19 protein-coding genes are annotated in these 17,601 nt (G+C 59.0%); 4 read left to right on the forward strand and 15 right to left on the reverse strand.

Translation table 11 applies throughout. From position 1 onward, the window contains the following. Positions 1-45: 45 nt before the first annotated feature. The 5 genes from Z947_RS0117520 to Z947_RS0117540 all read right to left on the reverse strand — a co-directional run bounded on the left by Z947_RS0117520 (position 46) and on the right by Z947_RS0117540 (position 3,146). Positions 46-237, reverse strand: coding sequence for a DNA gyrase inhibitor YacG (locus Z947_RS0117520; protein ID WP_025045581.1), 192 nt, complete (start codon positions 235-237; stop codon positions 46-48). Continuing rightward, positions 234-1,256: a ribonuclease E/G gene (locus Z947_RS0117525; protein WP_025045582.1), complete on the reverse strand. Its 1,023-nt coding sequence runs from the start codon at positions 1,254-1,256 to the stop codon at positions 234-236. Before Z947_RS0117525 ends, Z947_RS0117520 begins: the two co-directional genes overlap by 4 nt. Beyond that, positions 1,256-1,831 carry a Maf family protein gene (locus Z947_RS0117530; protein WP_025045583.1) on the reverse strand — a complete coding sequence of 192 codons (576 nt, stop codon included), beginning with the start codon at positions 1,829-1,831 and terminating at the stop codon, positions 1,256-1,258. The genes Z947_RS0117525 and Z947_RS0117530 overlap by 1 nt, the downstream gene beginning before the upstream one ends. 39 nt (positions 1,832-1,870) lie before the next feature. Then, complete coding sequence (gene infA / locus Z947_RS0117535) at positions 1,871-2,089, reverse strand: translation initiation factor IF-1 (protein ID WP_005978431.1); 219 nt, start codon at positions 2,087-2,089, stop codon at positions 1,871-1,873. 181 nt (positions 2,090-2,270) lie between these two features. Next, entirely contained in the window at positions 2,271-3,146 is an 876-nt protein-coding gene (locus Z947_RS0117540; RefSeq protein ID WP_025045584.1) for a carbon-nitrogen hydrolase family protein, read from the reverse strand. A gap of 130 nt (positions 3,147-3,276) precedes the next feature. Between Z947_RS0117540 and Z947_RS0117545 the strand changes: the two genes are divergently transcribed. Beyond that, complete coding sequence (locus tag Z947_RS0117545; RefSeq protein WP_025045585.1) at positions 3,277-3,969, forward strand: NAD-dependent deacylase; 693 nt, start codon at positions 3,277-3,279, stop codon at positions 3,967-3,969. Between the two features lie 33 nt (positions 3,970-4,002). Here Z947_RS0117545 and Z947_RS0117550 read toward each other — a convergent pair whose 3' ends face one another. The 4 genes from Z947_RS0117550 to Z947_RS0117565 form a co-directional block, all read right to left on the reverse strand. After that, on the reverse strand, positions 4,003-4,482 hold the full coding sequence (locus Z947_RS0117550) for a copper chaperone PCu(A)C (RefSeq protein WP_025045586.1): 480 nt from the start codon (positions 4,480-4,482) through the stop codon (positions 4,003-4,005). A 37-nt stretch (positions 4,483-4,519) separates the two neighbouring features. Next, entirely contained in the window at positions 4,520-4,861 is a 342-nt protein-coding gene (locus tag Z947_RS0117555; protein ID WP_037939008.1) for a hypothetical protein, read from the reverse strand. A 105-nt stretch (positions 4,862-4,966) separates the two neighbouring features. Continuing rightward, a complete protein-coding gene (gene rpmB / locus Z947_RS0117560) occupies positions 4,967-5,266 on the reverse strand; it encodes a 50S ribosomal protein L28 (RefSeq protein ID WP_025045588.1) in 300 nt (99 codons plus the stop codon). 139 nt (positions 5,267-5,405) lie between these two features. Further along, a complete protein-coding gene (locus Z947_RS0117565; RefSeq protein ID WP_025045589.1) occupies positions 5,406-7,118 on the reverse strand; it encodes a DUF4214 domain-containing protein in 1,713 nt (570 codons plus the stop codon). A 196-nt stretch (positions 7,119-7,314) separates the two neighbouring features. Between Z947_RS0117565 and Z947_RS0117570 the strand changes: the two genes are divergently transcribed. After that, positions 7,315-8,007: a CDP-alcohol phosphatidyltransferase family protein gene (locus Z947_RS0117570; protein ID WP_025045590.1), complete on the forward strand. Its 693-nt coding sequence runs from the start codon at positions 7,315-7,317 to the stop codon at positions 8,005-8,007. On the opposite strand, the gene Z947_RS0117575 is transcribed toward Z947_RS0117570, so the two are convergent. From Z947_RS0117575 to Z947_RS0117595, 5 genes are all read right to left on the reverse strand, one after another. Next, positions 8,004-8,459: a methylated-DNA--[protein]-cysteine S-methyltransferase gene (locus Z947_RS0117575; protein ID WP_025045591.1), complete on the reverse strand. Its 456-nt coding sequence runs from the start codon at positions 8,457-8,459 to the stop codon at positions 8,004-8,006. The genes Z947_RS0117570 and Z947_RS0117575 overlap by 4 nt on opposite strands. Positions 8,460-8,548: 89 nt before the next feature. Continuing rightward, positions 8,549-11,551: an isoleucine--tRNA ligase gene (ileS, locus tag Z947_RS0117580; RefSeq protein ID WP_025045592.1), complete on the reverse strand. Its 3,003-nt coding sequence runs from the start codon at positions 11,549-11,551 to the stop codon at positions 8,549-8,551. Positions 11,552-11,838: 287 nt separating this feature from the next. Then, the gene (locus Z947_RS0117585) at positions 11,839-12,837 is read right to left on the reverse strand and encodes a YcjF family protein (protein WP_025045593.1); all 999 of its coding nucleotides are present in this window, start codon (positions 12,835-12,837) and stop codon (positions 11,839-11,841) included. Next, positions 12,837-13,280 (reverse strand): GNAT family N-acetyltransferase, encoded by a 444-nt coding sequence (locus Z947_RS0117590; RefSeq protein ID WP_025045594.1) that lies wholly within the window; start codon positions 13,278-13,280, stop codon positions 12,837-12,839. The genes Z947_RS0117585 and Z947_RS0117590 overlap by 1 nt, the downstream gene beginning before the upstream one ends. Then, positions 13,277-14,692: a YcjX family GTP-binding protein gene (locus tag Z947_RS0117595; RefSeq protein WP_025045595.1), complete on the reverse strand. Its 1,416-nt coding sequence runs from the start codon at positions 14,690-14,692 to the stop codon at positions 13,277-13,279. The genes Z947_RS0117590 and Z947_RS0117595 overlap by 4 nt, the downstream gene beginning before the upstream one ends. Before the next feature lie 91 nt (positions 14,693-14,783). Between Z947_RS0117595 and truA the strand changes: the two genes are divergently transcribed. Next, positions 14,784-15,563 (forward strand): tRNA pseudouridine(38-40) synthase TruA, encoded by a 780-nt coding sequence (gene truA, locus Z947_RS0117600; protein WP_025045596.1) that lies wholly within the window; start codon positions 14,784-14,786, stop codon positions 15,561-15,563. On the opposite strand, the gene gndA is transcribed toward truA, so the two are convergent. After that, positions 15,547-16,977: an NADP-dependent phosphogluconate dehydrogenase gene (gene gndA / locus Z947_RS0117605; protein ID WP_025045597.1), complete on the reverse strand. Its 1,431-nt coding sequence runs from the start codon at positions 16,975-16,977 to the stop codon at positions 15,547-15,549. The genes truA and gndA overlap by 17 nt on opposite strands. Positions 16,978-17,130: 153 nt before the next feature. On the opposite strand from gndA, the gene Z947_RS0117610 reads away from it, so the two are divergent. Beyond that, entirely contained in the window at positions 17,131-17,589 is a 459-nt protein-coding gene (locus Z947_RS0117610; protein ID WP_025045598.1) for an NUDIX hydrolase, read from the forward strand. Positions 17,590-17,601: the final 12 nt, after the last annotated feature.

A 17,601-nucleotide genomic window follows, 5' to 3' on the forward strand; every position in this document is an offset into this window, starting at 1 on the left:
CCAGCGTCTTTTTTGCTAATTTGCACGCTCTTTTATAACACCGGATCAATGCGGCTTTTGAGGGACGTTCAGGGCGGCTTCTGCGGCGTCGATTGCCGCGTCCATGTCCTCTGGATCGCGGGACGGGGTGGCGTAAGAACCGTTAAACCACTTGGCCAGATCCAGATCCGCGCAGCGGCCGGAACAGAAAGGACGGTATTTCGGGTCGGCCTCGGCTTTGCACATCGGGCAGCTCATGCAAGCGCCTCACTCAACGGGACGCGCGCCCTTTTGCGTTGCAATTCATAGTGGCCAAGCGGCGTCCAGCCCACAAGTGCTGTTTCAACCTCATCCCCGCGAAACGCTGCGCGCAAAGCGTTTTCAAAGGCGCGGCGGTCTTTCTTTGGCATCGGAGCCAAATCAAGCGTGATCTGCCCCCCCAATCCACGCACCCGCAACGCCCGCGCCAATAGGCGTGCGCAGGCCATGTTCGCCTTGATCCCCGCCGCGAGGGACGCATCATTGCCTGTGTTCACGTCCACCGCAACCAGCGCACGTGTCGGCTCAACATACATCGCGGCACCGCCGCCCAAGCCGACGACAGCGCCCTTGGCGTCCTCCAAAGCGTCAAGCGCCCCGCGGCTTTCCAACCCGCCTGCTTCGGTTACGACTTCGGCGGGTGCGGTCCATTCGCGCCACGCCAGCACATGCGGGCCGTCGCCTTCGATCAGGACCTCCATCTCGGTAGAGGCATCCTCAACAACGGTCGCGGCAAGCGTCAGCATGGCGGCAATGTCATCGGCAATCTCTTCCGCCTCTGCTCCGGCGCAGGATGAACGCAGGATCAAACCATGCGCAGTGCCTTCGGCCGCGTCATGGGCGATTTCCAGCAGGCGGTCACGTTCGCCCTCGTCCTTGATGCTGCGTGAAATATTCAGCCCCGGTGCATCAGGGGTGACGATCGCAAAGCGGCTTTTGAACAGCACCTTGGCCGTCACCGGAATCGCCTTGCCCGGTTCGGCATATCCCGAGACCTGCACCAAAATCGGCTGACCCGGTGCCAAACCCTTAATCTGGCGCAGAAATGCTGAACCGTCAGGGGTTTTCAGGAACATCCCCCCCTGCCCTTTGACCGGACGGTCCGCGATTGCACGATAGACGGTGCCGGGGCGTGGTGCATCGCTGTCGATCAACAGATCATCAAGCTTGCCATCCACCATCAGGGCGGCGATTTCGACCTCACCCAGATGATCAAGAATAATCGTACGACCCTTCATCAGGCTCCTCCGTATAGGGGGTATCCCGCTGCGCTCAGCAGGTTTGCAGTTTCTGCGAGTGGCAAGCCCACGATGCCGGTGAAAGAGCCACTGATCCACGGGATCAACGTCCCTGCCGGTCCCTGAATGCCATATCCGCCTGCCTTGCCCTGCCAGTCACCGGTGGCGAGGTAGGATTTGATTTCAGCATCGGACAAGGATTTCATTTTTACGGTGGATTGCACATCGCGTTCCCAAATTTTGGGCCCGCGTTTGACGGCAACGGCAGTAATAACTTTGTGACGTCGCCCCGACATCATGCGCAGGAAGCCTTCGGCTTCTGCCATATCGGCGGGTTTGCCCAAAATGCGCCGCCCGACCGCAACCGTCGTATCAGCGCAAAGCACAATGTCGTCGGCACCCGCCTCAACTGCGGCCACTTTTTCACGCGCCATGCGCCCGCAATAGGGGCGCGGCAATTCTGCTTTTGCGGGGTCTTCGTTAATGTCTGGCGCACGCACAGCGTCGGGCACCACGCCCATCTGGGCGAGGAGTTCCAAACGGCGCGGGGAGCCTGATCCCAGAATGAACTGCATGGTTGCACACGATGCGCAAAGCCCGCGCAGCCCTATTAGTTATTTAAAGCGGTAGTTGATCCGACCCTTGGTCAAATCGTATGGGGTCATTTCGACCTGTACTTTATCGCCAGCCAGAACACGGATGCGGTTCTTGCGCATCTTGCCTGCCGTATGCGCGATGATCTCATGGCCGTTTTCCAGCTCGACCCGAAACGTCGCGTTAGGCAAGAGTTCCTTCACAACACCGGGAAATTCGAGCGTATCTTCCTTGGCCATGGTCTCTCCTACATGATTCACCCCAAAGTCGGGGCCACGCGACTAAATGAGCGCTTCTGTAATGTTTTTCAAGGGCTATAGCATCTTTGAGGGGGGTAGAATCAGCAATACGAGCCTGAAATCAAGGATTTCAACGCATTGGGCACTGATCTTTCGTCCACTTTGCGGAAATTTGATGCGATTAACGTAACCGTATTGATGGCGCGGGAGCGTCGCGCCCGTTCTGGTGGTCCCAGTGTTTGCGGTTCAACACGATCCCGTCGCGGCGCACTTCGGCGACCTGTGCCAGATCAACGTCTGCGTATGTCCAGCCGGGATCGTTCAACACGCCAGCGGCCAGCACGCCGGTCTCCGGAAAGCCGCGGTCGGGCGGGCAATAAACCCCGCCAGCGCCAAAGGAGGTGCCAAGCGCATCAGACCACCCTGCCGCGCCCACAACCGACGACATCGCGGTGATACACTGGTTTTCCAAGGCACGCGCCATCGTCCCGATGCGCACGCGCCAATAGCCGGCCAGCGTTTCGGTCACGCTGGGGACACAGATCACGTCACACGCGGCAAGGGCATGGCCCAACAGTGGAAATTCACTGTCATAGCAGATCAGAATGCCGATTTTACCCAAGGTGGTATCGAAAACCTGCAAGGGATTGCCGGGCACCACATCCCAGACCTCTTCTTCAAATCGCGTCATGATCTGTTTGTCCTGTACGCCGATCTGGCCTGTCGGTGTGATCAGACGCGCACGGTTCACAGGGCGCGTTTCAGTTGCCGCCGGCGCGGAGGCCGCAACGATATGCACCCCGTATTCCGCAGCAAGGCGCACATGGACCGCGTCCGCATCCGCAAGTCTGTCGGACACAGCAAACAGCGAGCGTTCCAGATCGCCCGCCACCTCAAGCCCGTCGAGCGTCGCCAGCTCCATCGCGCCGTACTCGGGGAACACCAAAAGTTCAGCCCCCTGCCCTGCGGCCTGCGCGACCCAGCCGGCCAGCTTGTCCTCGTATTGGGCCCAGGATGTCAGTACATCCAGCGGATAGGCGGCGGTGGCAATCTTCATGGTCTGCTCTCCTGCGGTTGGCGCGACACTGGGCGGATTTCGCACCAACCGCAAGCCGCCTTGACCCGCGCTCTGGTTCGTTTCACACAGACCGGACAGCCAACCGCGACCCCATCAAAGGACACCCGTTATGCGCAAAATCGTTATCCTGACCGGCGCAGGCATTTCCGCCGAAAGCGGTATCGAGACCTTTCGCGCCGAAGACGGGTTATGGGCGCAACACAGGGTCGAGGATGTGGCCACCCCCGAAGGTTTCATGCGCGATCCCGAACTGGTGGTGGAATTCTACAACGCCCGCCGCGCACAAGCGGCAGAGGTTGCCCCGAACGCCGCACATCGCGCATTAGCGCAGCTTGAGGCGGAACATGACGGCGAGGTCGTTGTGATTACACAAAACGTCGACGACCTGCATGAACGTGGCGGCACCAAGGCGCTGTATCACATGCATGGGCACCTTAAAGGGGCGCTTTGCGCCTCTTGTGACCACCGCTGGCCCGCCCCCATGGTGATGGCCGCCGGTGATGCCTGCCCGTCCTGCAACGCACCCGCAGCGCGGCCCGACATCGTGTGGTTCGGGGAAATGCCCTATGATATGGAGACCTTGGTGGATCACGTGACGCAGGCGGACATCTTCGTTGCGATCGGGACGTCTGGCAATGTCTACCCCGCCGCAGGTTTTGTCGCCGAAGCCCGCCGCGCCGGTGCGCATACGATTGAATTCAATCTTGAACCTTCCGCAGTGGGCAACCAGTTTGCCGAACACCGCATCGGGCCGGCATCACAGACCGTCACAGCGTGGGTTGCAGAAATTCTGAAAGCGTAAAGGGCGGGCACAGGGCCCACCCCGAACCAATTCTTAGTTACCGTGATCGTGCTTCATGGCACCATGATCGGCCTTGCGTTCGTGATCGACCGGGATAACCACTTCGACCTCGCCCGCCTTTTCGAACGTCAGGGTCACGGTGACCTCTTCGCCCTGTACCAGCGGCGCTGTCAGACCCATAAACATGATGTGGTCGCTGCCACGCTGCAAAATGTGCATACCGCCCGCCGGAACGGCGATGCCGCCCTCGATCTCGGTCATTTGCATGACGCCGTTGCCCATATCCTTGTGGGTGTGCAGCTCGACACGTTTGGCCACATCACTGGAAGCGGCGATCAAACGGTCATCCACATCACCACCATTCATCAACATCAGAAAGGCCGCACCGGTCTTGGACGTCGGCGTCGAGCTGCGCATATAGGCGTCTTTAACGGTGATGTCGCCCGCAAACAGGGCTGTGGTGTTGAGGATACATGCGGCAATGCCAGCCGCGAAAACTGTCGTGAATTTCATTCTATTGTCCTTGATTGACTGAATTTGGAAGGGAAGTTCAGACAATCGAGGGCGGCGCACGCACGGGCGGCCCGATGCGCACCGCGGCGGCGCGCATTTGCAAGGTGACAAACCGTGGCAATTGCACCGAGGTGATACGTGCCGGCGCTTTGGTCCCGGATGGCGGGGCGCTGAACGCAAGGCTTACAATGCAGTCGGGGCAGATATGCGGGGCCGAGGTCGGCACCCCTTCGGCATCGGTATAGACTGTCGTCGTGCCAGAGCCGGTGCAGATCACCATCTGCCCCGTTGCCGCCGCAGCGCCCCGCGCCACAGCCATCGACTGCGACGTGACGGCCAGCAATGCGACCAACAAAAAGGGAAGGATCACCCGTATCATGGGTCTGATTTAGTCAATGGACGGACAGAATACGATAGGCAAAACGACGCAACCCCGAACACGAAGGTCCGGGGTTGCGTAATTCGTTCGCAATGTCGCGACAGCTTAGCTCAGTACTTCAGCTTCTGCTGAGGACTTGCTGATCGCTTTTTTGATCTTCAGCGCGTTGGCGGACAGATCTGTGTCTTTCGCCTTGGCCAAAAACTTGTCCAGACCACCACGGTGATCGACAGAACGCAGCGCGTGCGCGGAGATGCGCAGCTTGAACGAACGGCCCAAAGATTCGGACTGCAGCGTTGTCTGGTTCAGGTTCGGCAGAAAGCGGCGACGCGTCTTGTTGTTCGCGTGGCTAACGTTGTTGCCCGTCATCGGGCCTTTTCCGGTCAATTCGCAAACACGCGACATGGGTTCATCCTTTTGTTTTAGTGGTGCGGCACCCCTTTTGAGTGCGACACATAAAAAGGGCCGTGGTACGACCCTGAAACTTGTTTCTGGGCTTTAGTGGGAATCGCAAGAGGGGTCAAGCCGTAGCGGGGCAGGATTCTCAAACGACGGCCAAACTGTCGTCATAGAAACGCCAATCGCCCCCGGAACTTTCATACAGGCTTTGCAAAACCTGTGTCGAGCCGTTGGTGTTCTCGGGGCTGATGGCGATGTCCGCCAGTGCCCGCGCCCGCGAGATTGTGCCGTCATCCAGCAAATCCAGATAGAACTGACGCCCCGCCGCATCACTTTCGCGGTCCAGAACATTCAGATAGATTTGTTCCAGAAAGGCGTCATTGCTCAGACTGTCCACCTCCCCGAACTTTTCGGCGAACTCGGGGCTCGTCATCAGGTCCGCGGCAAGGAATGCATCGCTTAGCCCGTCGCGCGACGTCGCATCAATATAGAAGTTCAACCCCGGCAGGTCGATCTGCCCGTTGCGGTCCAGTGCCGCCTCATACAAAAGCGCGACGCGTTCGGCGACGTCGAAATCCTCGGGATCACCCGCCCCATCAAGCGCCGAGCCTTCCGCAAGGGTGACAACAACATCGTCAAAGCGCAGGAATTCGATGTTGAAAAGCTTGTCCCTTTCCCCGTCAGGACCTGACACAACTGCATAGGTTTGCCCGCCCGTCACGGAATAGTCGGTCGATAACCCTGCAAAGCGCGCAGTATCCCCGTCAACAGGATCACCATAGGTTTCATTGCCGAACATCATGTCGTTGCCCATCCCGCCGCGCAGCATGTCCTGTAAGGCACCACCGCGCAGAATGTCGTTGCCCGATCCTCCGCTCAATGCGTCTGGGCCATTGGCACCAAAGAACGTGTCATCCCCGCCCAGACCGGTAAAGTAATCCGCCTTGCTTGTGCCGCTGCCAATGTCATCTTGGGCGTTGCTGCCAACCTGTTCGTAGATGTCGGACACATTCTGTTCACTCTGCGCCAGCCATGCGTTCACATCACCGGCGGTATTTAAATAATCCTGGAGCCCCAAGTCCGCGTAGATGTCGCGATACATATTATCATAAGCCTCTTCGGCGGCTTCGTTCACGCGGGCGGCAAAACTCGCATCCGACTCACGGTATGGCAGGAACGGAAAGGTATCGCGAAAACCGCTGTCGCGTTCGATGGTAAACGTGTCTCGATCACCGGTCAGTGCACTTGAAACGACAACATCAACGCTGCCGCCAAAGAAACTTTGGTCGTAATCCGCCGAAATTGACGAACTGATCCTTTGGGTCATTTCGCCAACCAGATCGTCACCCGGATCGAAAACGCTTTGCAAAAATTCTGCGGCTTCCTTGATCGACAAGTGCAGACCGGTTCCGCCCAAAGGTCCGTCCTGAACGGCGTTGGCCACCATCATACGTACCGCAATGGCATAATGCAGCGCCCCGAACGCATAAGACAGAGATTCCATTGGTGCCACTTCATAGATCGCCGACACCTGTGACTTTATATCGTTCAGCGCCCCTTGGGATGCCAGAATGGCATTGTTGGCCAGAACACCGCGCGCAGCGGCGTCTTCGGTGGTGCGATACAGCGCGAGATTGTCCAACGCAGTATCGGCCTGCCCCAAGGACTCCGCAATGCTGACATTGACGACAATCCCGGGCAGGTTTTGCAAACTCGACAGATCCGATTTCAGTTGATCAAGATCGGCCGCCCGTGCGTCGTCATCTTTCGATGACCCGAAAAACGAATAGATGGAAAGCACATCAGCAACCAAGCCGATTGCACCAATGGCGGCTAATGCAGCAACGGGTAAGGGCATAAAAATCTCCCAAACATGTAAAATATCAGTTGGTTATGGCAAGAAGCAAAGAAATTTGGTCTTAAATAATTGCACATACTGTAAACCAATCTTTACCTGACGTCAATTTATCGCGTCTCGGACCAGCCTCCCGTTTTGGCTGTGATCCCTCCATTAGCCCTTTCATCCTATCCCCAGATTTGCGAAGCTTTGCGCCATGAATATCCAGACACGCGCCCTCCTCGTTCATCTTTTCACAGCCACCGGCGCAGTGTTCGCCATGCTGGCCATGCTTGCCGCCGTCGACGGCAAATGGGACATGATGTTCCTCTGGCTTGTTGTCGCCTTTTTCGTCGATGGCATCGATGGCCCGCTGGCGCGCCGGTACGACGTCAAAACCAACGCCCCGCAATTTGACGGTGTGCTGTTGGATCTGATCATCGACTACCTGACTTACGTGTTTATCCCGGCCTTCGCCCTGTTCAAATCCGGCCTGATGGACGGATGGAGCGGCTGGGTGATGATCATCATCGTCACCTTCGCCTCGGCCATGTATTTCTGCGACACGCGCATGAAAACAAAAGACAATTCGTTCTGGGGCTTCCCCGGATGTTTCAACATGCTGGTGCTGGTGCTTTTCGCGCTGTCCCCGTCATGGTGGGTGTGCCTGATCGTCGTGACGGTTTTGTCGGTCACCATGTTCCTACCGGTCAAATTCGTGCATCCCGTGCGTACCGAACGCTGGCGTTTTGTCACGCTGCCGATGGCGCTGGCATGGGTGTTCTTTGCAGGCTGGGCCGCGTGGGTCGATTTCCACCCCGAAAGCTGGGCGCATTTCGGTCTGGTTCTCACCTCGATCTATCTCTGCGTCGCAGGGGCGGTTCAACAACTGACCGAAACGAAAACCTAAATCAGCAGCCCTGCCGCCCCTTCATGGCGCAGCAATGCGACCTTGGTTTCCACCCCACCACGTCCAGAAAACCCAGTCAGCCCCTTTGCCCCCATCACACGGTGGCAAGGAATGATCACAGGGATCGGGTTGCCACCACAGGCCTGCCCGACCGATTGCGCCGGCACGCCTAACTCTTTAGCAATCTCACCATAGGTGCGGGTATAACCAAACGGGATTTCAGACATCACGCGACAGACGTCCTGCTGAAACCTCGACCCTGCCACGCGCAACGGCAGATCAAAGCTTTCCCGTGTTCCGATTACATAAGCTTCCAGCTGCTTCGCCGCCTCGTCAAGCAAAGCCGAATAATCCTGATCCGCTACGCGGGACCAGTCCAAGGCGGTGATGGCCCCGTCTTCTTCAACAAGGGTAAGGTCGCCGAACGGCGTTTCTACGGTACGTTTCAACATAAAGAGACCCTGCACCGTGTGGCGCAGGGTCTCAATCCGAAACATGCGGAATGTCGTCGGGCGGGGTTCACCCCGCCACCACAGTCCGGTCAACTCACAGCCGCATCGCAACGTCCGCAGACACCCTCATGGCTGTGCGTGCCGACATCCGGCAGCACCTTCCAGCAGCGCGCGCATTTCGCGCCCTCGGCTTTGGCGAAAACGACCGCGACCCCGTCTACCTCTGGCATCACAAATGCGCCCTCAGGTGCGGCATCACCGCTGATCGTGACGTCCGATGTGATGCTCACATCCTCGAACGACACACTTTCCAAGGCGGCGCGCTGATCCGCATCCGCGATATATACCGTGGGTGCCGCTTCCAATGACGCGCCGATCACCTTTTCCACCCGCTGCACTTCAAGTGCCGCCGTCACAACACGCCGTGCCGCCCGCACCTTGGCCCATTTCGCCGCCAGATCAGGGTTCAACCACGCGCTTGGCGTTTCGGGAATATCCGCCAGATGCACCGAGGAATCCTCGCCCGGGAACCGCTCCAGCCAGACCTCTTCCATGGTGAACACCAGCACCGGTGCCAGCCATGTGGTCAAACGGTGGAACAGGATATCCAGCACTGTGCGTGCTGCCCGCCGCCGCTCTGTATCGCCATCACAATACAGAGCATCCTTGCGGATATCGAAATAGAATGCGCTCAGATCAACGGTCGCAAAGGTGAACACCGCCTGAAACACGCCCTGAAAATCGAACTTGGCATAGCCGTCGCGCACAACCTTATCCAGCTCGGCCAGACGGTGCAGCACCAAGCGCTCCAGCTCGGGCATATCTTTTGGATCAACCCGATCCGCCTCTGTAAAGTCGCTGAGCGACCCCAACATATAGCGCATCGTGTTGCGCAGGCGGCGATAGCTGTCCGCGACACCTTTCAGGATCTCGTCCCCGATCCGCTGGTCCTGCGTATAATCGGTCTGTGCCACCCAAAGGCGGAGGATATCCGCACCGTATTGCTGCACGATCTTTTCCGGCACAATGGTATTGCCGATGGACTTGGACATCTTCATGCCCTTCGCATCCAGCGTAAATCCATGTGTCACCACATTGCGGTAAGGGGCATGGCCGGTGGTACCAACAGACTGCAACAGCGACGAATGGAACCAACCGCGGTGCTGGTCGGTGCCTTCCATATAGACATCCGCAATCCCGTCTTCGGTGCCATCCTCACGGTCACGCAAAGTGAACGCATGGGTCGAACCGGAATCAAACCACACATCCAGAATGTCTGTGACCTGATCGTATTCCGCCGGATCGACGATACCGCCAAGGAAGCGTTCCTTCGCGCCGTCCTCATACCACGCATCCGCGCCCTCTGCTTCGAAGGCTTCGACAATCCGCTGGTTCACCTCTGCATTGCGCAGCAAGAAATCCGGATCGGTCGGCAGCACGCCTTTGCGCGTGAAGCACGTCAGCGGGACACCCCATGCGCGTTGACGCGACAACACCCAGTCGGGCCGCGCTTCCATCATCGCATGCAGGCGGTTGCGCCCGGACTTTGGCGTCCAGTTCACATTGTCGATCTCGGACAGCGCCCGCTCGCGGATCGTCTTGCCGTGTTCATCCAGCCCGTCACCCACAACCTTGTCGATCGCCGCAAACCACTGCGGCGTGTTGCGATAGATCACCGGTGCCTTGGAGCGCCATGAATGCGGATAGCTGTGCTTGATCTTGCCACGCGCCAGCAGCCCGCCGACCTCGACCAGCTTGTCGATCACAGCGGCGTTGGCATTGCCTTCCTTGCCATTCGGCTTGAGGATCGCCTTGCCACCAAAGAACGGCAGATCATCGCGGTACCGGCCATCGGGGTTCACGTTATAAGTGATCATCTGCTCCAACATGCCCAGATCACGGTAGAGGTCGTACTCCTCAAGACCGTGGGAAGGCGCGCAATGCACAAAGCCCGTCCCTTCGGTGTCAGTGACAAACTCCGCCGCGCGGAAATCGCGCAGATCGTCCCATTCGCCGTTGCCACCTTCGGCACCGGCCAGCGGATGCTTCAGCGATACACCGGCCAGTTCATCCGCCGTTACATCACGCACACGGGTCCACATATCGTCTTCCAGACGGGCACGACCAAAGACGTCGGCCGCAAGATTGTCAGCCAAGAGAAAGCGGTCACCCGCAGCGGCCCAACATTCATCCGGCGTCGATGTCACTTCATAAAGCCCGTAGGAAATATCGGCACCATAAACGACGGCCTTGTTCGATGGCATGGTCCACGGCGTTGTTGTCCAGATCACCACAGACGCGCCTTTGAGGTCGGATGCCAGCACACGCTGGTTGCCGCCGTCGAAATCACCGGCTTCATCCAGGGGCATTTCTGCGGCACCGGCCTCAACAACCTCAAACTTCACCCAGATCGTAAAGCTGTCCTTGTCGTGATACTCCACCTCGGCCTCGGCCAGTGCGGTCTGCTCCACCGGCGACCACATCACAGGCTTCGAGCCCTGATACAGCGTGCCGTTCATCAGGAACTTCATGAACTCTTCTGCGATCACCCGCTCGGCGTGGAAATCCATCGTGAGGTAGGGATCGGCCCAGTTGCCCTGCACTCCAAGGCGTTTGAACTCCTCGCGCTGCACATCAACCCAGCCTGCGGCAAAGTTGCGACACTCTGCACGGAATTCGTTGATCGGCACCTCATCCTTGTCGCGGCCCTTTTTGCGGTACTGTTCTTCGATCTTCCACTCGATCGGCAGACCGTGGCAATCCCACCCCGGGATATAGCGCGCATCGCGTCCCATCATCTGATGGCTGCGCACGATCATGTCCTTGATGGTCTTGTTCAATGCGTGACCGATGTGCAGATGCCCGTTGGCGTAAGGAGGCCCGTCATGCAGCGTAAAAGGCTCACGCACCGATCCATTTTCGCCCGTCCGGGCGAGGGCTTTCTCGCGCAGGCGATCATAAACACCGATTTTTTCCCAACGGGCGAGCCAGTCGGGTTCGCGCTTGGGCAGGCCAGCGCGCATCGGAAAATCGGTCTTGGGCAGGTTCAGCGTAGATTTATAGTCGAGTGTTTCAGGTGTATCGGCGCACATGTCAGGCGTCCTTCGGATAATATTGGAAAGGGGTCAGGTTCAAACCTGAAATCAAGGGCGGCGCGAGTAACTCAAGCACCTTTACCCGGCGTCTCATCAACTCAGAGCGCCGGGGATATAATTCGAATAATGATGCAACGGATCATCGTCATAGCCCGCTTATACGCAGCCACCCACAGCCCGACAAGCCCTCCTCTTTTTGGCTCTAAATCCTGCGGGGAATCGGTCTTTGACCGATGGGGCAGAGCCCCTTAAAAATCGAATGCAGGCTTGCCTGCACCTTTGGATCACCCCTTACCAAACAACCCGCCCAGCGCGTTTTTCACGATACCGCGCACCTTGGGGCGCTTTTCTTTTGCAAACGGCAAAGGCCGGCAGACTTCCATCGCGGCCACCCCGACCCGTGCGGTCAAGGCACCGTTGACCAATCCCTCGCCGAAACGGCGCGACAGCTTGCCCAGAATCGTACCGCCCAGAACCGGCTCCAACAGGTCGTCCCCGACCGCCACAGCACCCGTTGCCACCATATGGCTCAACACCGCGCGGGTTAGCCGCCAAGACCCGAAAAACCCCGACCGACCGCCATAGACCTCGGCCACCCGCCGGATCATCCGCAGGTTTGCCGTCAGCGCCGCGGCCACATCCGCCAGCGCCAAGGGCACCAGCGCCGTTACCGTGGCCACCTGCCGCGCCGCCGCTTCAACCTCGCGACTTGCAGCCTTGTCCAGCGGTGCCAGAACCTCAGCTTCCGCCAGGGCGAGGAGCCCCTGTGCATCCATCTGATCCACGCGCAGATCCGCCAACCGGTCCCTTCCCCAGCGCGTGTCCTCGCGCCCTTTATACAGGGCAACAAGCCTGTCTGTGACCTTGCGCGCGGCAGTCAGATCCGCCTGCGCCAAGGCTTCGCCCGCATCATGACGCAGCCCGTCCAGCCGCGCCAAGCGCCCGAAAGCCGCCATTTCGCGCAAACCCAGCAAGGCCAGCACCAGAACAAACGCTCCCAGCAAGACCGACATCGCAATACCCAACAGGGGCGCACGCGCCATAAGATCAACGACAAAGGTCCAGGCTGCGATCGACACCACCGCACTGATCAGCGCCGTCGCCAACCACCAGAACAGGCGCACCAACCGCGACGGTTTGCGCGCCGCAAGGCTCGCTGCCATCTGCATGGCCTGCCCCTGCGGCGCGGCCGTGACCAGATCGGGCACCGGTGCGGCCGCCGCAACTTGCGGGCGCGGCGCTGTGTCGTTTTCAAGATCGAAAAGTACCGGACCCTTTACCATCACTGGTCCTCCTTGCGCCATTGATACCGGACGTCCGGCAAACCCTCATCCGTACTTGCGCCGTCTGTGCGCTCTTGCTCGATAAAGCCGTGTTTCACATAAAAATCCTGCGCGGGCCGGTTCGCCTGAAATGTCCAGAGCTTAAGCATCGCATGTTCCTGTTTCAGATGCTGCAGCAAGGCCGTGCCCACACCCTGCCCGCGCTGCGCACGACTTACATAAAGTGCATCCAGATCCACACCATTGCAGGCCGCAAAGCCGACGACATCGCCGTCCACCTCGGCAAGGGTCACCCAGCCGCGCGCAACCATGGCACCGGCATGGGCGATGTCTTCGGCTCCGGTGTGCAGCTGTGGCATCCACTCGGTTGTGGCCACAAATTCCGACAGGATCGCACCAACTTTACCCGCGTCCGTCGAACGCGCTGCACGCAGGGCAATCACAACCTGTCCCCAATCAAAAACTCTGCCGCACGGTCGAGCCGGATATGGGGCGGCCCGTCCCCGGGTTTCAGGCTCAACGGCGCCGGCGCAAACCGCATCACCTGATAATCCTGATCCAACCACTTTTCAGCCCCTGCCCGCGCGGGACTTAGCAAATGGGCTGGATCAGCAGGCAAATCACCGGGGTAAAACGCCGCCTCTTTGCCGGTGTCCAACAAGGTGCCGCGGACCACATTCAAAGGCGTGCCGTCATGTTCCATCACGGCTTCGGTCGTGGCGCGCAAAGATGCAATTGCCATGGCAGCCGTGCCCGCACCGGCATATTGTGCGCGGTCGCGCGCCTCGCGGGTCAGCGCCTCCATGATCGCGCTCAGCTTGGCGTGTTGGGTGTGATGCAGATGATCCGCCTTGGTCGCCGCAAACAGGATTTTCTCAACCCGTTTGCCGCCCAGCAGGTTAAACAGAAACCCGTTCTTACCGGGGCGAAAGGCACTTAATGTCTCGCCCATGGCGTGGCGCAGATCATCCACCGCCTGTGGCCCCTGATGGATCGCGCCCAAGGCATCGACCAAAACCACCTGCCGGTCGATACGGGCAAAATGATCGCGGAAAAACGGCTGTACCACGCGGGATTTATAGGCCTCGAAGCGCCGCGCCATTTCGCGGTGCAAACTGCCCCGCTTTGACGGGCCGGCGGTCGGGATCGGGGCAAACGTCAATACAGGTGATCCGGCCAGATCACCGGGCAGCAGGAACCGCCCCGGCGTGCAATCGGAAAATCCGGCAAGTCGCGCCGCATTCAGATAGGCGGCAAAGCGCGCTGCAAGATCCTGCGCAAGCGTCTCGTCATGCTCAAGCGATGGATCAACATCGCGCGCCAAGGCCATGAAGTCCTGCGCACAATCGCGCGATGTGATGCGTTCCAGCGTTGTTCTTGACCAGTCCTCAAAGGACAGTTCCATCAACCCCAGATCCAGCAACCATTCGCCGGGGTAGTCGACGATATCAAGATGGATCGTACGCGGCCCCTGCAAGCCCGAAAGCAGCCCGTTGGGACGCACCTTTAGCGACAGGCGCAATTCGGAAATGGCGCGTGTACTGTCAGGCCAATGCGGGGTCTGTCCGGTCAATGCGCCCAAGTGTTTTTCATATTCAAATCGGGGCAAGGTATCATTGGGCTGCGGTTGTAAAAACGCCGCTTCGATCCGGCCCTCCGAAGCGGCCAGCAGCCCCGGCATCCGCCCGCGATCAAGAAGATTCGCAACCAGCGAGGTGATAAATACCGTCTTGCCCGAGCGCGCCAGCCCGGTCACCCCCAAGCGGATCACCGGTTCGAACAGGGTCTCCGACACTGTGTCCTGCACCGCTTCAATCTGGCGCCAGATGCCATCGGCAATGCGTGTGATGACCAAAACCGTTTCCGCCCTTTGTTTTCCCGCTGCTTAACATAGGGGCGCGCCTGAGGGATTGCCAGAAGCCATGGCGCAGGGTAGAGCGCGCAACATGCACCGCTATGCCCTGAAAATCGAATACAACGGCGCGCCCTATGTTGGCTGGCAACGCCAGAACGACCATGCCTCTGTGCAAGGCGTGATCGAGGCCGCCTTGTCCAAGCTGCAAAAAGGGGATCATACGATTACCGCCGCGGGCCGCACGGACAAGGGCGTGCATGCTATGGGGCAAGTGGCGCATTGCGATCTGGAACAGGAGTGGGAGCCCTTCCGCCTGTGGGAAGCATTGAACTATCATTGCAAACCGCATCCCGTTGCAATTGTCGACTGTGTGCCGGTTACAGAGGATTTTCATGCAAGGTTTTCAGCCCTTGAGCGGCGCTATCACTTTCGGATCCTGTCGCGCCGCCCCCCCGCGACCTTGCAGGCCGGTCTGGTATGGCAAGTCAAAGGGCCGCTGAACCTTGAGGCGATGCAAGACGCCGCCGCTGTCCTCGTCGGCCAGCATGACTTTACCACATTTCGCTCGACCATCTGTCAGGCGAAAACCCCTGTCAAAACACTCGACCGGCTGGATATTTCACGCATCGAAACCGAATGGGGCACCGAATACCACTTCGACGTGCGGGCGCGGTCCTTTTTGCACAATCAGGTGCGCAGCTTTGTCGGCTCGCTTGAGCGGGTTGGCGCGGGTACATGGACGCCGCAAGATATGAAAAACGCGCTGGACGCACGGGACCGCGCGGCCTGCGGGCCGGTCAGCCCGCCGCATGGCCTGTATCTTGCGCATGTCACCTATGACGCTGACCCGTTCGCTAGGACCCCGACGTAAGCGGAGGCCAGTCGCCGTGGTGCTGTCCTTCAACGTCAATCCGGGCAAAACCATGCGCGCCAAAGAAATCACGCTGCGCCTGAATCATATTCGCTGATCCACGCGCGCGCCGGATGCTGTCATACCACGCCAGTGCTGCTGATAAGGCCGGCAATGCCACGCCGAGGGAAACACCCGCCGCCACAACCCGACGCAAGCTCGGGATGCTGGGTTCGAGCAAGGCAATGATTTTTGGGGCGAGGATCAACTGCCCCATCGGCAACTCTGCACGAAACGCTTCGGCCAGAACATCCAGCAGGCTGGAACGGATGATACACCCCGCCCGCCAAATCTCCGATATCCGCGCCAGATCCAGCGACCAGTCAAACTCGTCCGATGCGGCAGACAAGATGCGAAAGCCTTGCGCATGGCCCAAGATACGCCCCGCCAACAGGGCTTGTTCCAGATCGTCCGTGCTTGGCATTTCGCCCGCAACGGTGCCCGCAGGCAATAATGGCTCCGCTGTGACCCGCATCGGTTTTTCCGAGGACCAGCCCCGCGCGCCCACCGCCGCTTCGATTGTGCTGGCCGATTGCCCCATCTTCAACGCTTCGATCAAGGTCCAACGGCCCGTGCCTTTTTGCCCCGCCTGATCCAGAATAACATCCACCACCGGCTGTCCCGTTGGCCCGTCTACCGCCTGCAAAGCCGCGGCTGACACTTCGATCAGATAAGAACTAAGCGGCCCCGCCTGCCAGCTTTCGAACACCTTCCCGATTGCGCCGGCCTCCTGTCCGCCGCCATCGCGCAGCAAACCGTAAACTTCTGCGATCATTTGCATATCTGCGTATTCGATGCCGTTGTGGACCGTTTTGACAAAATGCCCCGCACCATCCGGCCCAAGGTGATCAACGCAAGGTGCGCCCTGAAATCTGGCCGCAACCGCTTCGACCATCGGGCGCAGCGCGGTCCATGAATGGGCCGTGCCGCCGACCATCATCGACGGACCACGGCGCGCGCCCTCTTCGCCGCCGGACACCCCCATGCCAACAAAATGAAATCCGGTCCCTTCAAAGGCCTTGGCCCGTCGCCGCGTATCGTGAAAATCAGCGTTGCCGCCATCAATCAAAGTGTCGCCTTCGTCGAGAAACGGGGTGATTGCCGCGATCATCGCATCAATCGGCGCGCCGGACGGGATCATAAACAGGATATTGCGCGGTCGTGCGATGGCGCTGACAAAAGCCTCCAGATCTGTTTCGCCTACCATGCGTTCGGCAAGCGGACCGGCCTCTGTCAGGAAATCCCCGATCCAGTCCGCCTCGCGGTTTGACACTGCAACCCGAAACCCCTTGTCAGCAAAATTCATCGCCAAGGCCGATCCCATGGTTCCCAACCCGTAGACACCGATGTCCGCACCGCCTGTTGATTTTGTCATATGTCCACTGCTCCATTACCTGATCCTAAAGTGCGACCAGAGCACCGGCAGCACAAGGGCACAGAGTGCTCAATTGAGCTCTCCTTGAAAAACGAATCGAGAACAGCTATATAACCTTTTGAAAAGCAAAAATAAGTGACCGCAAGAACCCCGATGAGCAGCGCCAGAAAACGTAGTGAGCCCCGAAAAGTAACCAAACAACCGCAGCGCCCCCGGCGTCTGCAGGTGGCCGCGCTGTGCTACAAAGAGACCAAAGTGGGCCGCAAGGTTTTGCTGATCACCAGCCGCGATACAAGACGCTGGATCGTGCCAAAGGGCTGGCCGATGAAGGGCAAGGACGACTATGAAGCTGCCCTGATCGAAGCCTGGGAAGAGGCCGGCGTCAGCAAGGCCGATATCGAAGAAGAACCAATGGGATATTTCGAATATGCCAAAGGCATGTCTTCGGGTGCTACGGTACCGGTTGAGGCGCAGGTTTATATGACCCGCGTTCGGGATTTAAAACAATCCTATCCAGAGGTTGACGAGCGCACGCGCGAGTGGTTCAGCCCGGATGAAGCCGCTGAATTGGTCGACGAACCTGATTTGAAAGCGATTTTACGCACCCTTTAGCGGGGGCTTGCA

Origin of the sequence: Sulfitobacter geojensis (assembly GCF_000622325.1) — a bacterium.
Taxonomy (GTDB): Bacteria; Pseudomonadota; Alphaproteobacteria; order Rhodobacterales; family Rhodobacteraceae; genus Sulfitobacter; species Sulfitobacter geojensis.

What these genes read in the sequence shown, in the direction of transcription:
- Z947_RS0117520 (WP_025045581.1), bottom strand. Translation starts at nt 237, where the DNA reads ATGAGCTGCCCGATGTGCAAAGCCGAGGCCGACCCGAAATACCGTCCT.
- Z947_RS0117525 (WP_025045582.1), bottom strand. Translation starts at nt 1,256, where the DNA reads ATGAAGGGTCGTACGATTATTCTTGATCATCTGGGTGAGGTCGAAATC.
- Z947_RS0117530 (WP_025045583.1), bottom strand. Translation starts at nt 1,831, where the DNA reads ATGCAGTTCATTCTGGGATCAGGCTCCCCGCGCCGTTTGGAACTCCTC.
- infA (WP_005978431.1), bottom strand. Translation starts at nt 2,089, where the DNA reads ATGGCCAAGGAAGATACGCTCGAATTTCCCGGTGTTGTGAAGGAACTC.
- Z947_RS0117540 (WP_025045584.1), bottom strand. Translation starts at nt 3,146, where the DNA reads ATGAAGATTGCCACCGCCGCCTATCCGCTGGATGTACTGACATCCTGG.
- Z947_RS0117545 (WP_025045585.1), top strand. Translation starts at nt 3,277, where the DNA reads ATGCGCAAAATCGTTATCCTGACCGGCGCAGGCATTTCCGCCGAAAGC.
- Z947_RS0117550 (WP_025045586.1), bottom strand. Translation starts at nt 4,482, where the DNA reads ATGAAATTCACGACAGTTTTCGCGGCTGGCATTGCCGCATGTATCCTC.
- Z947_RS0117555 (WP_037939008.1), bottom strand. Translation starts at nt 4,861, where the DNA reads ATGATACGGGTGATCCTTCCCTTTTTGTTGGTCGCATTGCTGGCCGTC.
- rpmB (WP_025045588.1), bottom strand. Translation starts at nt 5,266, where the DNA reads ATGTCGCGTGTTTGCGAATTGACCGGAAAAGGCCCGATGACGGGCAAC.
- Z947_RS0117565 (WP_025045589.1), bottom strand. Translation starts at nt 7,118, where the DNA reads ATGCCCTTACCCGTTGCTGCATTAGCCGCCATTGGTGCAATCGGCTTG.
- Z947_RS0117570 (WP_025045590.1), top strand. Translation starts at nt 7,315, where the DNA reads ATGAATATCCAGACACGCGCCCTCCTCGTTCATCTTTTCACAGCCACC.
- Z947_RS0117575 (WP_025045591.1), bottom strand. Translation starts at nt 8,459, where the DNA reads ATGTTGAAACGTACCGTAGAAACGCCGTTCGGCGACCTTACCCTTGTT.
- ileS (WP_025045592.1), bottom strand. Translation starts at nt 11,551, where the DNA reads ATGTGCGCCGATACACCTGAAACACTCGACTATAAATCTACGCTGAAC.
- Z947_RS0117585 (WP_025045593.1), bottom strand. Translation starts at nt 12,837, where the DNA reads ATGGTAAAGGGTCCGGTACTTTTCGATCTTGAAAACGACACAGCGCCG.
- truA (WP_025045596.1), top strand. Translation starts at nt 14,784, where the DNA reads ATGCACCGCTATGCCCTGAAAATCGAATACAACGGCGCGCCCTATGTT.
- gndA (WP_025045597.1), bottom strand. Translation starts at nt 16,977, where the DNA reads ATGACAAAATCAACAGGCGGTGCGGACATCGGTGTCTACGGGTTGGGA.
- Z947_RS0117610 (WP_025045598.1), top strand. Translation starts at nt 17,131, where the DNA reads ATGAGCAGCGCCAGAAAACGTAGTGAGCCCCGAAAAGTAACCAAACAA.